This is a genomic window from Lentzea sp. JNUCC 0626 (genome assembly GCF_043632865.1).
Lineage (GTDB): Bacteria > Actinomycetota > Actinomycetes > Mycobacteriales > Pseudonocardiaceae > Lentzea.
In genome coordinates, this window is sequence record NZ_CP171635.1 from 10,213,264 (window position 1) to 10,232,473 (window position 19,210).

General features: G+C 68.3%; 11 protein-coding genes. 5 read left to right on the plus strand and 6 right to left on the minus strand.

Features of this window, described 5'->3' with window-relative positions; translation table 11 throughout:
* Positions 1–4 precede the first annotated feature (4 nt).
* The 3 genes from JNUCC0626_RS47925 to JNUCC0626_RS47935 form a co-directional block, all read right to left on the minus strand.
* Positions 5–382, minus strand: coding sequence for a hypothetical protein (locus JNUCC0626_RS47925; RefSeq protein ID WP_394617255.1), 378 nt, complete (start codon positions 380–382; stop codon positions 5–7).
* A gap of 115 nt (positions 383–497) precedes the next feature.
* Positions 498–875, minus strand: a complete 378-nt coding sequence (locus JNUCC0626_RS47930) for a hypothetical protein (protein WP_394617256.1) — start codon at positions 873–875, stop codon at positions 498–500.
* A gap of 241 nt (positions 876–1,116) precedes the next feature.
* A complete protein-coding gene (locus JNUCC0626_RS47935) occupies positions 1,117–1,491 on the minus strand; it encodes a hypothetical protein (RefSeq protein WP_394617257.1) in 375 nt (124 codons plus the stop codon).
* A gap of 355 nt (positions 1,492–1,846) precedes the next feature.
* On the opposite strand from JNUCC0626_RS47935, the gene JNUCC0626_RS47940 reads away from it, so the two are divergent.
* Positions 1,847–2,656: a glycoside hydrolase family 16 protein gene (locus JNUCC0626_RS47940; RefSeq protein WP_394617258.1), complete on the plus strand. Its 810-nt coding sequence runs from the start codon at positions 1,847–1,849 to the stop codon at positions 2,654–2,656.
* A gap of 78 nt (positions 2,657–2,734) precedes the next feature.
* Here JNUCC0626_RS47940 and JNUCC0626_RS47945 read toward each other — a convergent pair whose 3' ends face one another.
* Positions 2,735–3,145: a hypothetical protein gene (locus tag JNUCC0626_RS47945; RefSeq protein ID WP_394617259.1), complete on the minus strand. Its 411-nt coding sequence runs from the start codon at positions 3,143–3,145 to the stop codon at positions 2,735–2,737.
* 303 nt (positions 3,146–3,448) lie between these two features.
* Here JNUCC0626_RS47945 and JNUCC0626_RS47950 point away from each other — a divergent pair, with 303 nt between their 5' ends.
* On the plus strand, positions 3,449–4,039 hold the full coding sequence (locus JNUCC0626_RS47950; RefSeq protein WP_394617260.1) for an LPXTG cell wall anchor domain-containing protein: 591 nt from the start codon (positions 3,449–3,451) through the stop codon (positions 4,037–4,039).
* Positions 4,040–4,096: 57 nt separating this feature from the next.
* On the opposite strand, the gene JNUCC0626_RS47955 is transcribed toward JNUCC0626_RS47950, so the two are convergent.
* A complete protein-coding gene (locus JNUCC0626_RS47955; RefSeq protein ID WP_394617261.1) occupies positions 4,097–15,124 on the minus strand; it encodes a hypothetical protein in 11,028 nt (3,675 codons plus the stop codon).
* Positions 15,125–15,686: 562 nt separating this feature from the next.
* Here JNUCC0626_RS47955 and mycP point away from each other — a divergent pair.
* Positions 15,687–16,943, plus strand: coding sequence for a type VII secretion-associated serine protease mycosin (gene mycP / locus JNUCC0626_RS47960; RefSeq protein WP_394617262.1), 1,257 nt, complete (start codon positions 15,687–15,689; stop codon positions 16,941–16,943).
* 317 nt (positions 16,944–17,260) lie between these two features.
* Here mycP and JNUCC0626_RS47965 read toward each other — a convergent pair whose 3' ends face one another.
* Positions 17,261–17,422: a hypothetical protein gene (locus JNUCC0626_RS47965; RefSeq protein ID WP_394622281.1), complete on the minus strand. Its 162-nt coding sequence runs from the start codon at positions 17,420–17,422 to the stop codon at positions 17,261–17,263.
* Positions 17,423–17,714: 292 nt separating this feature from the next.
* On the opposite strand from JNUCC0626_RS47965, the gene JNUCC0626_RS47975 reads away from it, so the two are divergent.
* Both JNUCC0626_RS47975 and JNUCC0626_RS47980 read left to right on the plus strand, forming a co-directional pair.
* The gene (locus JNUCC0626_RS47975; RefSeq protein ID WP_394617263.1) at positions 17,715–18,092 is read left to right on the plus strand and encodes a hypothetical protein; all 378 of its coding nucleotides are present in this window, start codon (positions 17,715–17,717) and stop codon (positions 18,090–18,092) included.
* 813 nt (positions 18,093–18,905) lie between these two features.
* A complete protein-coding gene (locus tag JNUCC0626_RS47980; RefSeq protein ID WP_394617264.1) occupies positions 18,906–19,184 on the plus strand; it encodes a hypothetical protein in 279 nt (92 codons plus the stop codon).
* Positions 19,185–19,210: the final 26 nt, after the last annotated feature.

Consider the following 19,210-nt stretch of genomic DNA (forward strand, 5'->3'; position numbering starts at 1 on the left):
TCTGCTAGTCCGGCGTGCACCGCTGCTCTCTTGCTTCGTGCACCGTTGCTGTCCTGGTTGCCCTCAAGCACAGGTCGTACACGTTCGGGTGGTTGCTGGCCCAGCGCTGTTCTCCTGCGTCAGCAATCGTCACGCGAGTCTCGGTGGCTTCCCTTGGAATCCAGAAGGTGGACTGGCCCCTCAACTTGACCTGGTCGCAGTCGTGGGCCAGTTCCCTGCCGTACCCGTTGTACGAGGTGTAGCAGGCGTTCATGACGAGGTCGGACTTGTTGCTGAACAGGATGAAGTGCTGATCCGTGCCAGCGGCCTCGGCCGGTGTGGACGCCAGTGCGGTGCACACCGCGAACGCCAGTGCCGCGCCGGCGTGGACGATTCTCTTCATGGTTCTTCCTTTGGGGAGTGGACGCCGACGCTGTACCGCGGGGCTGGATGTGAACGGGCAACAGGCTGCTTTTCGGTGGTTGACCCCCGAAAAGCAGCCTGTGGGGCGGCGCCTGCTAGTCCGGCGTGCACGGCTGCTCGGTGGCTTCGTGCACCTTCCCCGTCCGGGTCGCCCTCAGGCACAGATCGCGGTTGTTCGGGAGGTTGCTGCCCCATAGTTGTCCCCATTGGTCGCTCACCGTCACTCGCGTGTCGGCGGCTTCCCGAGGAACGAAGAAGGTGGACTGGCTGTTCAGCCTGACCTGGTCGCAGTCGTGGGCCAGTTCCTTGCCATTTTTGTCGCGCGAGGTGTAGCAGGCGGTCATGATGATATCGGATTTGTTGCTGAAGAGAGCGAAGTGCTGTTCAGCGGCGGCAACCGCAGCCGGGGTCGACGCCAGTGCGGTGCCGACTACGAACGCCAGTGCCGCGCCGCCGTGGGTGATCCTCTTCATGGCTCTTTCCTTTGCTCTATTCTTGTAGTTGAGAGCGGTTCTATGCGCATCTATGGCTGATGCGTTGGTCAGTCTTTGCGGAAAATATTTCGTAGTTCTCGGAGAAGGTCTCTGCGGCACGAGAACGGGTGAAGTGTGCCGTTGCTGGACTTTCGCTGAAATAGTCCGGCCGGTGGATGAACTGACGGCAGGCCGCTTTCGGCAGCCGATTTCCGAGAGTGGCCTGCAGGGGTGGCGACTGCTAGTCCGGCGTGCACGGCTGCTCGGTGGCTTCGTGCACTGACGCAGACCTGCTCGCCCGGAGGCACAGGTTGTACGAGTTCGTGTGGTCTCTGGCCCAGAGCTGGATCAGTCCGTCGCTCACCGTCACTCGCGTTTTGGACGTCGCGAGCGGAATCCAGTAGGTGGACTTGCCTCCAATCCTGACCGCGTCGCAGTCGTGGGCCAGCTCCGTGCCGTTTCCGTCGCGCGAGGTGTAGCAGGCGTTCATGACGACGTCGGACTTGTTGCTGAACAGGACGAATCGCTGTTCCTGGGCGAGTGCGGCCGGGGTTGACGTCAGTGCGGCGCCGGCCACGAAGGTCAGAGCTGTGACGACGTGGAGTGTTCTCTTCATGGCATGGTTTCCTTGTGCGTTACTGTTTCTGCTGTGCGCGAGTTCTACCTCTAGCGCCTCGTGGTTCGTTCCTGTTTCGCGCTCTGCGGAAATTAGTTCGAAGTCGGCGGAGTGGAAGGTGACTTTGAGTCGCCGTTTTCCGAGGTGACCTGCGGCGGCGCCCGCGAGCGGGCCGCGCCGGCTCCTGGATGGTGTCCGGGATACCTCTGCCGGTGTGCTTGATCGCGACTGACCGGGATTTCGAAGAAACTGGGCGACAAGGAGGCGGATTACCTCTTGCGGTGAGTGTCCTGTGTCACTAATCTCCGGAGCAGTGCGGGTGTTAACGCTAACACTCACTGTGGAGGTTGGTGCGATGATGCACGACCGAAGGACATTTCTCGCCGCGGGAGCCGCTGGACTGGCTGGGCTGGCACTGGGCGGCCGCGCGAACGCGATGGCGAATGCCGCGGCGTACGAAACGGTGCTGAGCGGCAGTTTCGCCAACTACGGCGCCCTCGACGGCGCGTGGAACTACCGCTACCCCTGGGGATCGGACCACAACGGATCCGCCAGGATGTACGCGAGCCCGTCGGATCGCAGTCACGTGTTTCTCGAGTCCGGGGGCGTGCTGGCGCTGAAGGCGGTCCGCGTCAACGGGGAGGAGGGCAAGAGTTCTCACGACCCTCATCTGCCGATCCACTACCGCTCCGGGGCGCTGCACGCCAAGGAGCAGCTCCTGGTGAACGCCACGTATCCGACCTGGGAGGTCAAGGGCGAGTTCCAGGCCCCGTCCGCGAAGGGGACCTGGCCGGCCTTCTGGCTCACCGCGGTCAACGGCTGGCCTCCGGAGAGCGACATTCTCGAGTTCAAGGGGGATGACCGGAACTGGTTCAACACCTTCCGGACTCCCAGTGATGTGTCGAACTCGATCGCCACCGTGTCCTCGCCTGGCTCATGGCACGGCTATCGGGCCTGGATCACCAAGGTGAACGCCACCGACGTCGACATCCACTACTACCTCGACGGCAAGTGGATCGGGCAGCACCGCGGCGCGAACTTCGTCGGCAAGCCCATGTGGTTGATCATCAACCTGCAGATGGAGGGGTCGTCCGGGTCGCCGGGGCCGACCTCACCGACCTTCTTCCGTGCTCGCAACGTCTACATGGGACGTGAGCGTGCCTGACCCGGCCGGTTGAGTCCGAAGACCAGGAAGAGCCCGTGGGCGAAGGCTCTTCCTGGTCGGCGCGGCGGCGGCTCGCGGTCAGTAGTGGCCGTGGTTCGTGAACGTCGAGGGCGAACCGTTGACGTACCACCTGACGTAGTACAGCGAGTCCATCGTCATGCCGGGGCACGGGTCGGAGGGGGTCCGGAACCTGTCGCCGAACTCCTCGCAGGTGATCTTCTCCCACGACGTGCTGGTCGCGGTGTTGCGGAGCGACTCCGCGTTCCCGTTCGTCGGGCAACCGCCCTTCTTCTTGTAGTTCAGGGCCCACTGGCCGTAGGACGCGACGGCCCCGTTGCTGGAGTACCAGGTCTCCACTCCGCTGTAGGTGCAGATGCGCCGGTTGGTCTGGGCGTCCGCGGCAGGGGCGGCGATGGTGGTGATGCCGATCCCGGCGAGGAAAGTCAGGGCGAGTGCCGTGACGCGACGAGCGCGGTTCGTTGTCTTCACTGCGCGACTCCGTTCAACAGGTTCTCGTTGGTGCATCACCAGCGTGTCGGAGAAAGTCGGCCGGGGACGCCGTCGGACGGCGCTTCCTCAAGCGTGGCAAAGAACTTCCGCATCACGCGGAGGCCGGCGTCACAGTGTTCGATGAACCGTGGTGAGGGATTACCCCCGGCTGAGTCCCTGGCTTCCCGGACCGTGACTGCGCGGGTGCTCGTGGTGGCTAGCGTGACGCCGTTCACCCGGCCGGGTGACATTCTGTCCAGTGTGGACTTTGTTGTCGCACCGATCGGAGCAGGAGAATTTGTGATGGCAAGCAGGGTTGTCGGCGCGTTCGTGGTGGCTGCCACGGCCACTATCGCATCGCTGGCGCTGGCCACTCCGGCGAGTGCGCACACGGCTGCGGCGAAAGCCGAGTGCGTCAAGGAAGATGCGGTGCTGAGCATCGACCTCCGCGCCTACGTCGGAAACACGAACACGGTCCTGGTGAAGGACGGGACCGAGGTGCTCGTCGACACCAAGTTCGGTGAGACCTACACGAAGAAGTTCGTTCGTGACGGCAGCGTCGCGCACACGTTCACGGTGGTTGTGAAGGCTTCCGACGACCCGCAGTACAACCACGAGGGGACGTACAAGACGCCGCCCTGCGTCGAGAAGCCGCCGGTGAAGCCGAGCAGCAGCACGCCGCCGTCGCCCTCGAAGCCGCCGGTGGTCCCCTCGACGCCGTCGTCGGTGCCGTCCACGCCTGTCTCGTCGTCGGTCCCGCCGCCCGTCGTCCCCGCGCCGGAACCGCCGCTTGCGAACACCGGTGCGTCGACGACCTGGCTGCTGCTGTCTGGCCTCGGCCTCGTGGGCGCAGGTGCCGCCACGGTGCTGTTGGTCCGCCGCCGCAGGGCCTGATCTGCTGCACGCGAAGGGACCGCTGGTACGCCGGCGGTCCCTTCGTCGTTCCCGGCTTCAGCTCCTGCTGCCGGCTTTGGTCGGAGCACCACTGAGGAACGTGCGCAGATCCACCACCTTCGCCGGACCGGCCGTCGCCTCGTCCCGGTGCACCCGCGCGCCGAGAGCGTCGCGCAGGGCGGGGTGCTCGCTGAGCGAGACGGGCAGCATCAGGTACAGGCCTCGGGGGAACGTCACTCGCAGCCAGCCGTGCCGCCTCGAGTAGAAGACCATCTCGACGTCGGCCCGGTAGTAGCGGAACGCCCGCGTGCTCGCGGCGTTGCGCTCCAGGATCTCCTGGGACTCGGCGGCGTGTTCGAAGGACTTCTCCGTCTCGAACCCACCAGGCATCCGCTCCACCAGATCCGATCCGCCGGAGAGGTCGCCACCGCCCTCGGGCCCGAATCCGGCGTACCAGCCTCGGGATTCGCCGCGCAGGAGCTCCTGCGCTTCCCGCGCCTGGTTGTATTGACGTGACAGCATGACCACGTCGTGCTCGGCCATGGGTTCGACCCGGAGAACACGCATTCCGACGTTGACCTTCTCGCCGCCCACCGGTACCACGTAACGGTTGCGCAGCAGGGACGGCATGTTGAGGCGCAGCAGCACCTCGTGGGTGAAGACCTCGTACTCCATGCCGGCCAGGCTGGTGCTGTCCGGCCGCCAGAACTCGGGTGTCGCGAGGCTCGGGCGTGACAACGACGACGCCGTCAGCAGCGCTGCCCACCGGTTCACCCCGGAGGCCGCCGGCAGAGCCCACGGATGGCCCTGCTCGAACACCAGGTTCGTCAGCTCCTGATTGACAGGGCTCGGCATGTCGTTCTCCCACAACGGATCCACGCCCGTGGAACGGGATTCTGCCCGCACGGGCGGCGCGCCGGGGACGACCAGCTGAGAGGGAACGAGCACCCGCACGTCACCTTCGACGGTTCCGGAGAACCGGGAGGCGGTCGGATCCTTGCTCTGCCACCAGGTCTCGGCTTCCCGGCGGTTGCCGGCCAGTCCCGCCACGGCGAACGCGGCCGCCCGCACACCGCGCACGGGTGCGCTGAGCACTTCGGGCGCCTGCCAGGACACTCGCATCTCGACCAGGAAGCGCTGCCGCAGCTGGAACTCGGTGGACGCGGACTTGGTCTGTCCCCAGTAGATCTGGAGGTGGTCGTCGTTCTGCTCGATCGACGACTCCCTGCCGAGGCGGTATCCCGCGCCGGCCTCCAGGCCTCCGTGTCCCGAGGCACCGGTCCTGCCGCGCAGGTCGGCGGAGACCTCCAGCTCCTCCGACCGCGACGTGCTGCTGGGGTGTTCGGTGAAGGCCTTGCCTCGCAACATCATGGACATCTCGGGCCGGTCCAGTTGGGACGTCGTTCCCGTGGTCTCGGCCGTGACCCTGACCCAGAGATACCGCGTGGACCCCAGAACGGACGGGATCGGCCACCAGCGCACGACACCGCCGGCGTTGAGAAGGGTGAACTGGTTCAGCAGAGCCGAGGAAGAAAGCGACGCCTCCAGCTCACCGAGCAACGGGGTGGGCAGGTGACCGGCCCCGTTCGGACCCTGACGCAGCACACCCTGCTCGGTGAGCCATCCCTTGACGAGTTCCAGCACGCCCTCCGCGTGCAGCACTTCCGGGTGCGACGACCCGGGAAGCATCGCCAGGTCGAAGTGCCCCTCCGGTGCTTTCGGCTCGGCGCGGGACACCCCGTCCGGCACGGGCAGCCCGAGGTCGGAGATCCGTCGTTCGGGCACGACGAACTCCAGCCCGTCCCGGACCTCCAGAACCCGTGTCGTCGTGGTCATGTCCGGTGAACGGCCGGTGATCTGGTTGACCACGCCGCCGTTCCGCCACCGGATCAGGCTGACCTCGAAGACGGGATCCGCTCGGTAGGTGTGCATCGGCCCGCTGTACGTCCCGCGGGTGATGCCCATCGGGTACGTCGCCGAGCCGTGGTCGGCGGTGAACTTCCGGTGCGCCGACGCACCACCGACGGCGGAGACCCGCCCGTTCAGGGAGTGGCCGCCTCCTCCCTCAGCGCCCTCGTCCTTGCCGGAGCCGAAGTTCGTCACCACGCCCACGTCGAGCCGGCCTCCGTGGCTGTGAGAACTCTCTTCCGCGCGCTTGTACTTGGTGGACGCGCTGGTGTTCTGCCAGATCTGCAACGGAGCACCGTCGCCGTGGGCGGTCATGTGGCGTGGATGCGCCGCGACCACCCGCACTTGTAGAACCTGATGCCGGCCGTCGGGTCCGTGAGGCAACTCGACCCGCCTGCCGGAGCGGCCGGCGAGTGCCGGGAAGTGCGCGGCTACTTCGGTGAGGGAGAAGACCTTCTTCAGCGCGGCCGGCCAGTTCCCGCGGTCCTGCAACCACTCCGCAGGCATCTTGTTGGCGATCGCGTACATGTGCGCCGCGGCCCTTTCCACGCCGGAGACGTCGAGGAACGAGCGGAAGACCGCTCCGGTGCCGTTGCTGAGGAAGTCCACCGTGCCGTGCACGGGCAGGGCCGGTCGTGGCGTGATCCGGCCCGCGTTCGCCAAGACGTCCGCGGTGACCGGCTCACGGGGCACGTGCAGGTGCGGAACGACGACGCGGGCGACCACCTCGCCAGGCCTGTCGATCCACCAGCGCTCCACTCGGTCCCCGGAACGCACGGCCAGCTCGTAGACGACGTTGATGATGTGCTCGTCGGCTTTGCCACCCATGTCGATCCGCTGGCCGGTCTTCGCGGAGCCGGAGACCTCCTGCTTGGTTCCCCGGCCGAAGCTCGCGGACAACCCGGCCTGCCCGAGCTGCAGATCGATCAACGGGTCCACGTCGAGCCGGGCCCGCACGCCGAGGAAGCCGCCCACGTTCCAGCTGTTGTTCCGGTGCCCGCCAACGGCGGAGACCTGCGATGCGCGCAGGTTGATCGACATGGCCCGAGCGTCATCACCCGTCACGCCGCCGACGCGTTCCAGGAACCTCGCCCTCACGGACAGCTGGTAGGTCTCGCCGCCCAGTCGCACCGACCGTTCCAGCCCGGACAGCAGGCTCGCCACGTCGCCTTCGAGCACGGCGCGTCCGAAACCGCCCAGCAGCACGAGGTCCGCGCCTGACAGATCGACGCGCCGCTGACCGGTCCATTCCTGGTGCTTCTGCACCAGGACCGTGCGGAGCTGGTCGTGGACGAGCTCTGCACCGGGAAGGACGAGGGCTGTGCCGAAGCCCATTCCACGCCGCGCCGCGAGGGCGAGAGGTTCGCGTGGGTGCGGTGGCGGCAACGGTGTGTCCAACCGCTCCGGGCGCCGATAGGCCGACTCCGGCACGCCCAGGCCCGGCTCGGCGGCCTCGGCGAGCGGCGCACGTACGTAGGGCGGCGTCGGCCCGGGACCGTCGGAGCCGGTGGGCAGCTCCCTCAGCCGGCTGGCGTCCGGGCCGAGCACGCGGCGCTCGAAGTCCGCCGCCTCCGGGCGGGGCACCGCGATCTCGGTCGGCACGATCCGGGTGACCGGTTCGATGTCGTGCGTGGTGCTGTGCGGTCGCACGGTCACCCGCAGCCAGGCTCGATAGCGCGAGTGGTCGTCGGTCGTCTGCAACACGGTGTGGACGCTGGTCTCCTCGGTGTGGCTGTGGCCGGCCTTGCGGCTCAGCCCCGCCCTCACCGAGACGAACTCCATCGGGGCGGCGAGCACCCGCCCGCCGAGAGTGACCGAGCTCTTGCCGTCCCACCGGCGTTGCACCTTGGTCGAGCCCCCGACGTCCTCGCGCACGGCGACTTTGGCGCTGTCGCCCAGGTACTCCAGGCCTTCGATCACCGCGCGGAACGTGACGTGCCCCTGGAACGAGCTCCCGTGGCCGGTGGTGAACGTGACTCGGTCCGTCGCGATCTCGTTGCCGAGGAAGTACCGGCTGCGGTTCATCACCGCCCTCTCGTTCAGCAGTCCGAGAGTCCGGTTCATCAGCTCCCGCACCCCGTGCCCGGGAAGCCCTGCGGAGTGCAACCGCCGCTGGAACTCCGCGGTCACCGGGATCAGGTCGACGGCGTTGACGATCTCGCGCGCCCGGTGCGGACCGGCGGCCGGTTCTCCTGCGGCGTCCAGGGGTTCGGGGTGGGGGACGTGCCGCAACCCACCTGGAGCGGTCAGCGATTTCGGGAGGTCCACGGTCAGCCGGGCGGGCGTCACCACGTCGTGGAGGCGTTCGACACCGTTGAGGAACACCTTGACGTGCAGGCCACCGCGGAACGGCGTTCCCGGTTGCATCCAGATCTTCCGGTCGAAGATGACGTAGTTGTGCTGGTGCGTGGATCCGGAGCGGTGCGCCGCGAGTTCCAGGAACGGGCCGGAAGTCAGCGATGACAGGGTTTTGAGACCGGTGGAGGCCGTCGCGAGGAAGATCGACTCGGCTGACCGGCCCTTCTCCCACTCCGCCTTCTCCGACGTGGTGAGGCTTCCCCAGTTCACGTTGTACCGCTGGACGTCCGAGGCCTCGCGCGGCGGCAGCGGGCGGACGTCACGCAGCACCGGCCGCAGCCACAGCACCTGTCCGTCCGCCGTGGTCAGCTGTCCCTGTTGCAGGACCGTCTCCCAGAAGTCCAGTTCGCGGTTCTGCTCGGCCTCCAGCGTGCGCACGGCGTTGTCGGGAGCGGGGCCCTGGAGCAGCGTGCGCAGTGCCGACCGGAGATCGGCTTCGAGAGCGGGACTGTCCCCGCCACGTCGCACCTCGCGGACGATCTCGTCCGTCCACGAGCGCACCAGGTGCTCGTCCCAGGAGTCGACCGCGCGGATGGCGACCTCTCCCAGGGAGTCCATGCCGTCCTGGCCCACGTACCAGGGGAGCTCCGCATGTGCCGTCTCGGCGGTGCTCTCGCTTCCCATGAGCTCCTGGAGCGTTGGTCCGCGTTGCGCCGCAACGGGTTCGGGATCACGAACCTCCGTTCGGAGGTCGTCGCCGGCAGGTTCCGCGCCGTCCTCGTGGGACGGTGCCGGTTCGGTCTCGGAATGGGCACGTTCGTCGGAGACACGTGGCGGCGTCTCGCTGTCCACGCTCGGCCGAGGCAGGTCTGTGCGGGCCGGGCCTGCCGTCACGGTGATCACGGCTTGACGCCGGGCATCGGGGCCGTCCTCCCGGTGGGTGCCTGCCGGATACTCCCTGCCCCGCGACCGGGCCTCGACCTCGAAGTCGGCCGCCGCGGGCGTCAGCGCCCGCCCGGAGGCCGCTGTGGTCAGGTGCCGGTCCACGCTGCGGGCGAAGGCCTTCCGCACCGCCTCGGCACGGTGCAGTCCGTTCTGGACGGCCCTGGACTCGACGGGCTGACCGAGCAGCGTGCCGTTGCCGTGTCCGTCGACGGTCACCTTGGGCAGCGCACGCCCCTCGTCGAACGCCGCCAGCCCTTCGTGGACGGTACGTGCTGCCAGGTCGTCGATCGCGCGCAGCTCGGCGTTCGAGAGCCGGTTCGACCCGGCACCGAAGGGGATTCGCCGCCCGAACGACGACTTCTCGACGGTCGTGCCGGTGGCCGGGTCCACCACCAGCCGCTCGAGCGCGCGGCCGTCGGGGGAGGTGGCCATCACCGCGACCTTGCCGTCCGGCAACACCGTGACGGGGAAGCGGTCGAGCGGTCGTCGCCGGACATCGCGGAGGACCGGACCGCCTCCCTCCCCGCAGAAGTCGTGGTGCAGCACACCGAGGTCGTTCTCCAGCCGCATCTCCGCCCCGGTGAGCGTGCCGTCTCCCGAGAAGTGGAATCGGGCGCCGGTGACTCCGTCGGACACCGTGAAGCCGCCGGCAGAGCCTTCGGAGGAAGCCACGCTGAACCGGCGCAGGGCCTCGCGCGAACCGAGCAGCTCGAACGACCGGGCCCCGTCGCCCTCGTCCAGCACGCGCACGGCCAGATCGCGTGGCATCCCGCTGAACCCGGTCTCCGCGCTGCGCAAGGAGATCTCGGGGAAGACCTCCTCGGGAATCGACGCGAGCGGGACCGGCGTGCCGGTCTCCCGCGCCGGCCTGACCTGTTCCGGTGGGAACGTGGCCCACTCGCCGCCGTTGGTCACCACCGTGGTGGCGCCGCGTTGCCCCGAGGTGACGAGCCTGAGGAAGTTCGTCGGGGCGTACACCGGCTTGTCCTGACCGAACCGCTCGGCGAGCGCCCGCTGGAATCCTGCCGCCGGACCGCCTTCGGCTCCGGTCTTCGACGCCAGCAGGGTGATCGCGCGAGCCTGGCCCGCCGTGATCGCCTGGCGGAACGGTTCGGACTGGGCGACGAGCGCCGCCAGGTTCTCCCCGTCGACGCCGTACCTCTGCTGTCCTACCTTGACGGAGAACAGCGTTCCGGCCCCGGCCGCGTCGACGTAGAAGGTGCTGCTCGGCCACGGCGCCGGTCGCGCGGTCTCCACGCCCGACCGCTGGGTCGCGTTGACGTCGTGCTGCCGCAGTGGAAGCTGGTGCGTGACGCCCTTGCCAGGGCGTCCGGCCCACTCCTGCACCCGCTGAGGGTCGGGTCCGAAGGTGATCCCGACGACCTGATCGCCTTCCCGCAGCGGAGAGGCTTGGACGTCGCCGGCGCGGAACCATGTCTGCCGACCGGCCAGGTCCCGGCCGGACACCGGCAGAGGCCCCTGGGGAAACGACAGCCACTGGCCGTTCTCGGACACGGCGACGGCGGTGCGGACCTGCCCTTCGCCGCCGAACTCCACCCTGCCTGACGGCGCGAACACCGGTTGCCCGTAGCCGAACCGCTCCGCCAGCGCCTGCTGGAAGTCGCGTGCCGCACCACCGGGGCCGGTCAGCCGGCCGGAGGCGGACGCCAGCAACGGGAAAGCGGTTACCTCGGGCGACGAGTGCGGGCCCCGTCCGGTCGCCGACTCCAGCACGGCGCGGAACGGAACCGACTCCGCGACGACCCGTGCGAACGTCTCCCCGTCGATCCGCAGCGACCGACCGTCGCCGAGGCGGACCTGGAAACCGCTCGGCCCCGCAGGGGACGCGATGAAGAAGGCGTCGTCGGACCAGGGAGCATCGCGGTGCCGGGTCGTGCCGTTGTCCTCGATCCACCGTCCGAGTGCCGCGTGGTCGCTGGAACCGGTGTCGTGGAACGACAACGCCCGCGGCCGGGCGCCGTCGTGAACCAGTTCCGCCTGCACGTCGGCGGTTCGGAACAGCTGGGGAAGACCGCTGTCGTCCAGCCCGTGCAGTGAATCGGGCGCGAGATGCGCGCGCCACCGAACACCATCGTCCAGCAGTACTGGCCGCCCGTCCGCTCCCTCGGCCGGCAGAACCCTTCCATCGGGGGCGAACACCGGACGCTGGAACCCGAACTCCTGCTCCAACGCCCGCGCGAACTCGACCGAACGACTGTCCGCGGCCGGGAGGTCAGGAGCCTTGGCCGCGTCCGACGTCAGCAGCGCGAGTGCCTGGGGCCCATCACGCAAAGCATCGCGGAACACCTCGGTGTTCGCCACCACCCTGCCGAACACGCCGCCCTCGACGGCGAGCCGGCGGCCGTCCTCGGTGTGCACGATCGCGCGTCCGTCCGAAGTGGACTCCGCGTCCACGAACAACGTCCGCTGCGGAAACGGTGCCGCGCCACTCACCTGCGCGCCGCCCGCCGCCCAGCTCACCGCCCGGTCGAGCGCTGAGCCCTGGCGGTAGGAGACGCCGGTCACCCGCCCGTCGCTGATCAGCGGTGTCGCCCGCACAGCGGCGGGGTCGAACGACGTCAGCTGCCGGAACCGGTCCTCGCCCAGCACCCGCGCGGGTCCCGAGGAGAATGTCCGCCAGACGCCACCGTCGGTGACGTGGGTGCCCCAGGTTGCCTTCTCGCCGTTCCACCTCTGTCCCATCACCTTGGTGGCCGCGACCACCGGCTGCTCGTAGCCCAGCTGACCGAGCACGCGCTGGAAGTCGTGGCCGCCACCACCAGGACCGTTCACCGCCCCCACGAGGCAGACGATCAGGCTGACGGCCTCGGGCTTGAGCCTGTCCATCGAGTCGCGGAACGGTCGCAGGTCGTGGAGCAGGTGCCCGAAGGTCTCGCCGCTGACCTTGAGCGGCTGCCCGTCTCCCGTGGTCACCACGAACGACCCGGTGAATCCGTGCGCGTGGACGTAGAAGCTGTTCTCCGGCCACGGCGCCGCGATGGTCCGCGCGACCGCGCGACCGCCTTCTGTGACGAGGTTGGGTGCCAGTCGCGTCGTTCCGTCGTACGCCGTTCGCGTGACGGACAGGACCTCTCCCAGTTCGGCCCCGGTCACGAACGTGATTCCGACCGGCTCGCCGTTCTTGTCCCGCAGCCTGTGCACCTGCAGCTCGGACGACCGGAAGGCCACCTCACGTCCGGACGCGTCGATGCCGGTGAAGCGCGGAGCGACGGGCGTCGAGGGTTCCGTGCCCTCGGCGACGGGTTCCAGGCGTCCGGTGACCCGCGGATCTGGTGGGGTGACTGGGGAATTGGGTGCCACCGCGGCGAACCGGGACAACGCGCCTGTTGACTGCTCACGCGGTCCGGCGCCGCGACGGTCGTCCACCGGTGGTGTGGCCGGGTCGGAGCCATGGCGGACCGGCCCACCGGCCGCCGTCTGGGGAACAGAGCCGGGGAGACCACGAGAGGGAGACTCTACCGCGATCGCCGGAAAGCCGGTCCGCGCCCCTGTTTCGGGCCGGGTGACATCGCTTCCGGAAACCTTCTCCGCTCCGGACAGGCGGTCGGCGCCGGGCCTGCCGGGGTGTGCCTGGGGTGCTGTGGATCCCGGCCGGATCGGGTCTCGGCCGATGCCGGCAGAGGTGCCCGCGGGGAGAGCGGCGGCACGGATGCCGGCCGCCGTGGTCACAGCGGAAGGTGTTTCGGGGTGAACGACTTCGCCCGGCGGTGTGGTCGTCGTACGCCGCTCGACCGTCCGTCCGATCGGATCCGTGGCTGGATGGTCGGTCGCGGTCTCACTGTGAACGGATTCGGTTCGCACTCGTACGTCGTCACCGCTCGTCGCGGGGTTGTGAACGTCGGCGGGGGCGGTCCCACGGCGGAGGTTCGCTGAGGGGGCGAGGTGGGCCTGGAGAGCCGCCTGGCCGGGCGAGCCGCCGGTACCTGGTGCCGGGTGGGCTGCTGAGGTGGAGCTGGAACCGGGGCGGGCAGGGAGCGCTGCCTGGGCAGGAGGGGAGAGGAAGTCCATGTGGAGGGCTGGTGGGGTCGACGCTGCGCGGGTGCGGCTGTCGGCCGGTGTCACCGCCTGGCCGACGGGAGCGTGTGGGGTGCTGCCGGCCTGCTCGCGCGGGGCGGTGCCGCGTCGCGTGTCCGCGGGCTGCGAGGTGGTGTCCAAGGTGTGGATATCGGGTCGGGTTTCTCGATGAGGCGAGGCAGGAGCGTTCGGCGTGGGAAGAGCGGGTCGGGTTGCTCGGCGGGGTGGGGCCGCTGTGGTTTCTTCACCTGGACGCACTGGTCCGGTTCCCTGATGCGATGCCGGGACCGCACCAGCGACGCCGCTGTCGGCCCGCGGCGCGTTCACATCGCCGGCAAGCAGCCGTTCCGGCACATCTGAGGGCTCGCTCGCGGCAGGGACGGTGACCGGTTCCGCTGTTCGCGCCGGTGTGTGGCGCTCGCGCGTGACCGCGTGCGGTGCGGAGTTCTCGCCGACGCCGGTGTCGGCTGCCTTCACATCGGCCATCACGCGTGCCGGCCTCGCGTCGCCGCGCTCGACGTCGTGGAAGTCACCGAGAGCCCTGGAGTCCCGGTCGGCGCCTGCCTCCGGCGCACCGCCCCTGCCCCGGCTGTCGGCCGGACGTGAGGCGTCCGCAGGACGTGTCACGAACTGGCCGCCCGTGACGGTGTTCTCGTGCACACCGGACTGTTCCGGAGACACTCCGGAGCCGGGGACGGTTCGCTCGGCGACGACCGGACGACCGTCCTCCGAGGACTCGACGGCGGGACGGTCAGCCTCTGGGGTGCTCCGTCCCTCACCGACGTCCCGGTTGGTGTCACCGGACCAGCCCGTGCCGCCCAGACGCGACTCGGAGACCAGACCCGAGGCGTGACGCCGGTTGCCGCCGGCCGATGGTTCGACGGGACCCGCCTCGGATCCGACGGGGACGCCTGCTCCGTTCACCTGGTCGCCGGGGCCGGCGGCAGGCTTGACCGCCACCGGCTGAGCGCCACCTGAGCTCGCTTCCGCGGGGAACGTCAAGCCCTTCAACGGTTTTACATCGGCAGCGGGGATGTTCGGTGCCGTGGGGCGTCCCTTGCCGCTGCCTTCGAGCGCGCCGAAGATGCCGTCCATCACGCCACCAGGACTGCCGGTGGCCGCGTTGGTCACGGGATTGCTGATGGCGGCGGCTGGAATCTGCAAGACCGAGTGCCCGAGTGAACCGAAGGCGCGGATCCCTCGCGGCATGGTCCGCCACGCCTGACCACCGGCCTTGGCCAGGGCACGGCCGAAGCCTGACGCGAAGCCGCCGAGCGCGCCACCGATCAGGCCGCCGATGGCGCCGCCCTTCACCGAGGCGACGTCGAAACCCTTGCGCTGACCGCGGGCGATCTGCAGACCTTGGATGGCGGAGTCCAAACCCACCATGAAGGACGCGCCCAGCGCGGCGCCAGTGAGGGTCGAGATCGCCAGTCGGCGTCCGAGGTTGACGATGCCGACCTCGAGCAACCTGGCCATCAGGCCACGCAGCAGTGTGCCGATACCGACTCTGGCGGCCGCGATCACCGAGGGCACGGCGAAGGCTCCGAAGATCGAGGCGAGCAGTGACGCGATCGCCGCGGCGAGCATTGCCAGCATCGCCACGACCATGATCTTGGTCTTCTGGATGTCGGCCGCCGCGTTCTCCAGCATCTCGGAGAACACCGCGGCCTGGTCCTTGAGCTGCGCCGCGCCGTTGTGCAACTCGACCGCGAGCAGGTCTCGGACGCTGGTGCCGGTGGTGCCCTGCAGTACCTGGGAGAAGTTGTTCGCTGACGCGGTCAGATCTGCCGCGAACTGGTCGAGCTCCTGGACGAGCCTGTCCCAGGCCGCGCTCAGCGCCCACAGATCGTTCTCGTCGCCCTCCGGCCACGGCATGCCGACCGTGTACTCGAGCAACTTCTGCAGCCTGTGTGGCAGATGAGTGACCATGAGCCCCTTGTCCCGCTGAGGAGGGCACTCACAGGACACCTGACCCGAAGGCCGTACACGTGCACGCTGACGGTTCCTCGAAGGGCCCTCGCTGGATGCAGCGCCACATCGCGCCGCAGTTCGTCCGAAATGGACGCTGCGGCGACGTTGTCCGGAGGGCGAGCAACGGCCGGGTCGTCACGGGCTGCCCGCAGAGCACCGGATCGTCGGGCATTGTGGACAAGCCCTCCTTCACCGGGTCGCCGTGTCGGGTGCTCGCGAGGTCGGAACGTCGGCGCCTCGTTGCGCGTTGTCCAGCAGTGAACCTCACCGCCGCGACATGGGGTGGCGTTCGGGCTCAGGTGCCGGGAAATCCTTCACGAACGGGCCTGGGGTTGCTGAGGGGAAACCCGCGAGCAGGTGATCGGGGATCGCCGCCGGGCATCGGGAGTCAGGAATCGCCGACACTGTGTCGTTCCCGTTGTGTTCCGGGCAACGGCACCCGCGGCAGACGCGGTCCGGGGCGAAGGCTGGTAGCGGAGGTTGTCCTGTGAGTTGGCGCAGGCGGGTCGGATTGTTCTCGGTCGTCAGCTCGATGGTGGTGGTGAGCACCGTGTTCCCGTTGTCGGCGGCCGAAGCGGCGCCCAAGCAGCAATGTCTGCCACCGCCGCTGCTGAGCGTGCCCACGGTGCCGTGGGCGCAGAAACGGCTTGCGGCACATCAGGTGTGGCAGTTCACCAAGGGTGAAGGGCAGATCGTCGGTGTGGTGGACACCGGTGTGGACGCGGGTGCGGCACAGCTGTCCGGGCGTGTCCTGCCGGGAGTGGACGTTCGCGTCAACGGGTCGAGCAAGGCCGACAACGACTGCTTCGGCCACGGGACCTTCGTGGCGGGCATCGTCGCGGCCGCGCCCGTGCCCACCACGCCGTTCAGCGGTATCGCACCGGCGGCACAGGTCCTGCCGATCCGGATCGCGGACAACTCGACCGACACGTCACCCGACGCGCTGGCGAAAGGTATCCGAGCCGCGGTCGATCTCGGAGCCAAGGTCATCAACGTCTCCGCCAGCACCAACTCCGTCGACCCGGAGATCGACACGGCGGTCGACTACGCGACCGCCAAGGACGTGCTCATCGTCGCTTCCGCCGGAAACAGCGCGGAACAGGGAAATCCGACCCCGTACCCGGCTTCTGAAGGCGCGGTCATCGCGGTCGGGGCGGTCGACAGCGCGGGACTGCGGGCTCAGTTCTCGCAGACCGGCAAGTACCTGTCGCTGGCGGCTCCCGGCGTCGACGTGGCCAGCCTCGGGCCGGGCGGGCCCGGACAGTGGCAGGCGAGCGGGACCAGCTACGCCGCGCCGTTCGTGACCGGAGTCGCGGTGCTGGTGCGGGCCTACCACCCCCATCTCACCGCAGCCCAGGTCAAGCACCGGCTGGAGGTGACCGCCGACCGGCCGCCGGCGAACGTGCCGGATCCCGGCCTGGGCTGGGGAATCGTCAACCCCATGACCGCGGTCACGGCGATCCTGCCGGAGGAGAACGCTGGCGCGACGGCGTCGGCGCGGGCACCCGGAACGGCCCCACGCCCCGACCGTCCCAGCAGGGACGTCATCGGCGACCTGCTGGTGGCAAGCGGTTTGTTCCTGGCGATGGTGATCATCGGGGCGGTCCTTCTCGCCGTGCGTCTGGGGCCGACCGGCACGCGCCGCAAATGGGCGCCGGCCCGGCGAGTGGTGATCGCGGAACCGAAGAGCGAACCAGAGGCCGCCACCGCCCTAGTGCCGCGTGATCCCGCTGTGCTTGCTTGACGTTGTTGTCCACGAGCTTCCTGACGTTCTGTTGGACCAGGCGGGCCTTGCCGAGGACTTCGTCGGCGGTAGCGGTCCATCGGAACGGTCGCGCGTTGGTGTTCCGGTGGATGACTTGGTGGTGACGCTCCCGAACCAGATCTCGATCTGGGCATCCAGAACGAGCCGATCTGGCGGAGCAGCGACCCACGTGCGGTTCTCCTGCAGCCAGGATGCCATCTCGGGCGTGTCGTGGTTGAGAGGTTGTCCAGCACCGCGTGGACCTCCTGGCTGGCGTGAGGCGCGACGGCCTTCTTGAGCAACGCCAGGGAGTCCGCTCAACCGCAGGTGGGTTTGCACTCGCCGAAGACCTCGCCGGTGGTGATGTTCAACGCGGCGAACAGGTTCGTGGCGCCGTGCCGTTTGTGGTCGTGGGAGCGTTTTCGGTCGCGCCGAAGCTGAGCGGCAGGAGCGAGCGGGGTGAGATAGAGCCCGACCACGTCGGCGATCTTTCGGCGAACAAGGGATCCTCGGACAACTTGAACGTGCCTTGCCGGTGGGGTTTGAGCCCGTTGTCGCGCCACGGCTTCGCCATGTGGCGTGCGGCATGGGACCGATCGGTCAGTCCGGCTTGGTCGTTCTGCGGAATTTGGTCCGCAGAAGGCGCGAAACGCCACCGCTGGGCTGAGCTGGCTATATGAGGTGGTTCAATGGGTCGTGAAGGCACAAGTCCCTGATTCAAGGTTCCGACTCACGAACCAGAAAGCGGACATCGCCATGACCCTCTCCGTCATGGCGACGAAGTTCCGCAAGCCGGGACGACTCGCCACCGCCGCGCTGCTGGCCATCGGAGCCGTCGTCGCGCTCGCTCAACCATCCTCGGCTGCGACGCCGTACAACGTCATGATCATCGGCAAGGACATCCCTGCCGGCGTGGGCAGCGTCGCCCTCCAGATCGATGGCAACTTTGACTTCGTTTGTGTCAAGAATCTCCAGACCGGTGTGGACAAGAACACCCACTTCTCCATCAGTCCCGGGCAGAGGCTGTTCTTCGATGTCGCCCACGACAGTGTCTGCGGAAAGCGAGAATGGGACCCCAGTCATGTCGTAGCGCCTTGGGACAACGGTGGCCTCAAGAACTGGTGGCTTTCGTTGCGCGGTACCGTCTGACGGACGACGTGGTCTCATGGCCTGACCGGGTCGATGTCCGGAGTCGGCCGTACGTCCATACGCCACCGGGCAGTTCTTGACGGTGACGTCGCGCGGTCGCGCCCAGGGGCCGGCTGGCGCGACGTACCAGGTGACGCTGTCGCTCGACGTGCTCGCACGCTGAGGACAGTCTCGTCGACGAGGTTCTCTCGCTGCTCCTGGTGTCGGCACGGACTGCCTGACCAGCCGGGGAATCGGGACTGTGGTCGGTGACGTCTGCCGACCGCCTGGGGTGAATCCTGCCGCTCCTACCTGCTCCGGCAGGGTCTTCGGCGTGAGGTCGACGCGGACGAGGTGCTGATGCGGGAAGCGCGTTCCCTCGACGCATGTGCGGCTGATCCTCTCCGGCTACGTCCGAGTGTCCACGATGCTCAGTGGCGGACCCGGCTGGGTTGCAGTGTGGTGAGGGGGCAGCTTTGGTGCGAAGGATTTGATCCGGTTCAGCTCTGCGGTGGTTGTCGGAGTGCTTCGTGAGGTGGCGTTTTTACCCGAGGCCGGCATCGCGATCACACCGGCGAAAGCGAGCGCGGCCGCCTGCGTGATGCAGAGGGCCGCATACGTGGGTGCGTTGAGTGGCATCTTCCGCCGGTCTTCCGCACGCCAGAACACGATCCGAGCCCGAGCAAGGTCACCGGAGACACCAGGTGGCCGAGTTTGTCGAGTTCAGTGCGCAGCTGCATTCTGCGCAGATCTTTCCGAATTTATCGGAAATTGAATCGCGTGAAGTCACTGTGCCTGTATGGATACCTACACTCCGTTCACGGTGACCGTGAAATGGAGTTGATGATGAAGAACAGCGCACGTCGGGTGGCGGTCTCAACGCTGGTTGCCGCCGCGTTCATAGGTGTGGCGGTAACGCCGGCGCAGGCCGCCGTCCTGTGGGAGGTCTCAGGTCCGGTGCGCACCTCGGCGCAGGTTGCGTTCGACGAGGACATTCCTCCCCTCGAGGCGAAGTGCAGGCGCGATGACGGAGTGCCCAAGAGTCGGGTGACCGGGGTCGAGGGACAGCCCAGGTACTGGGCCACGGTCACGTGCAACAGCAAGCGGGTCTAGCGCACTACAGCCGGACGTGACTCAGG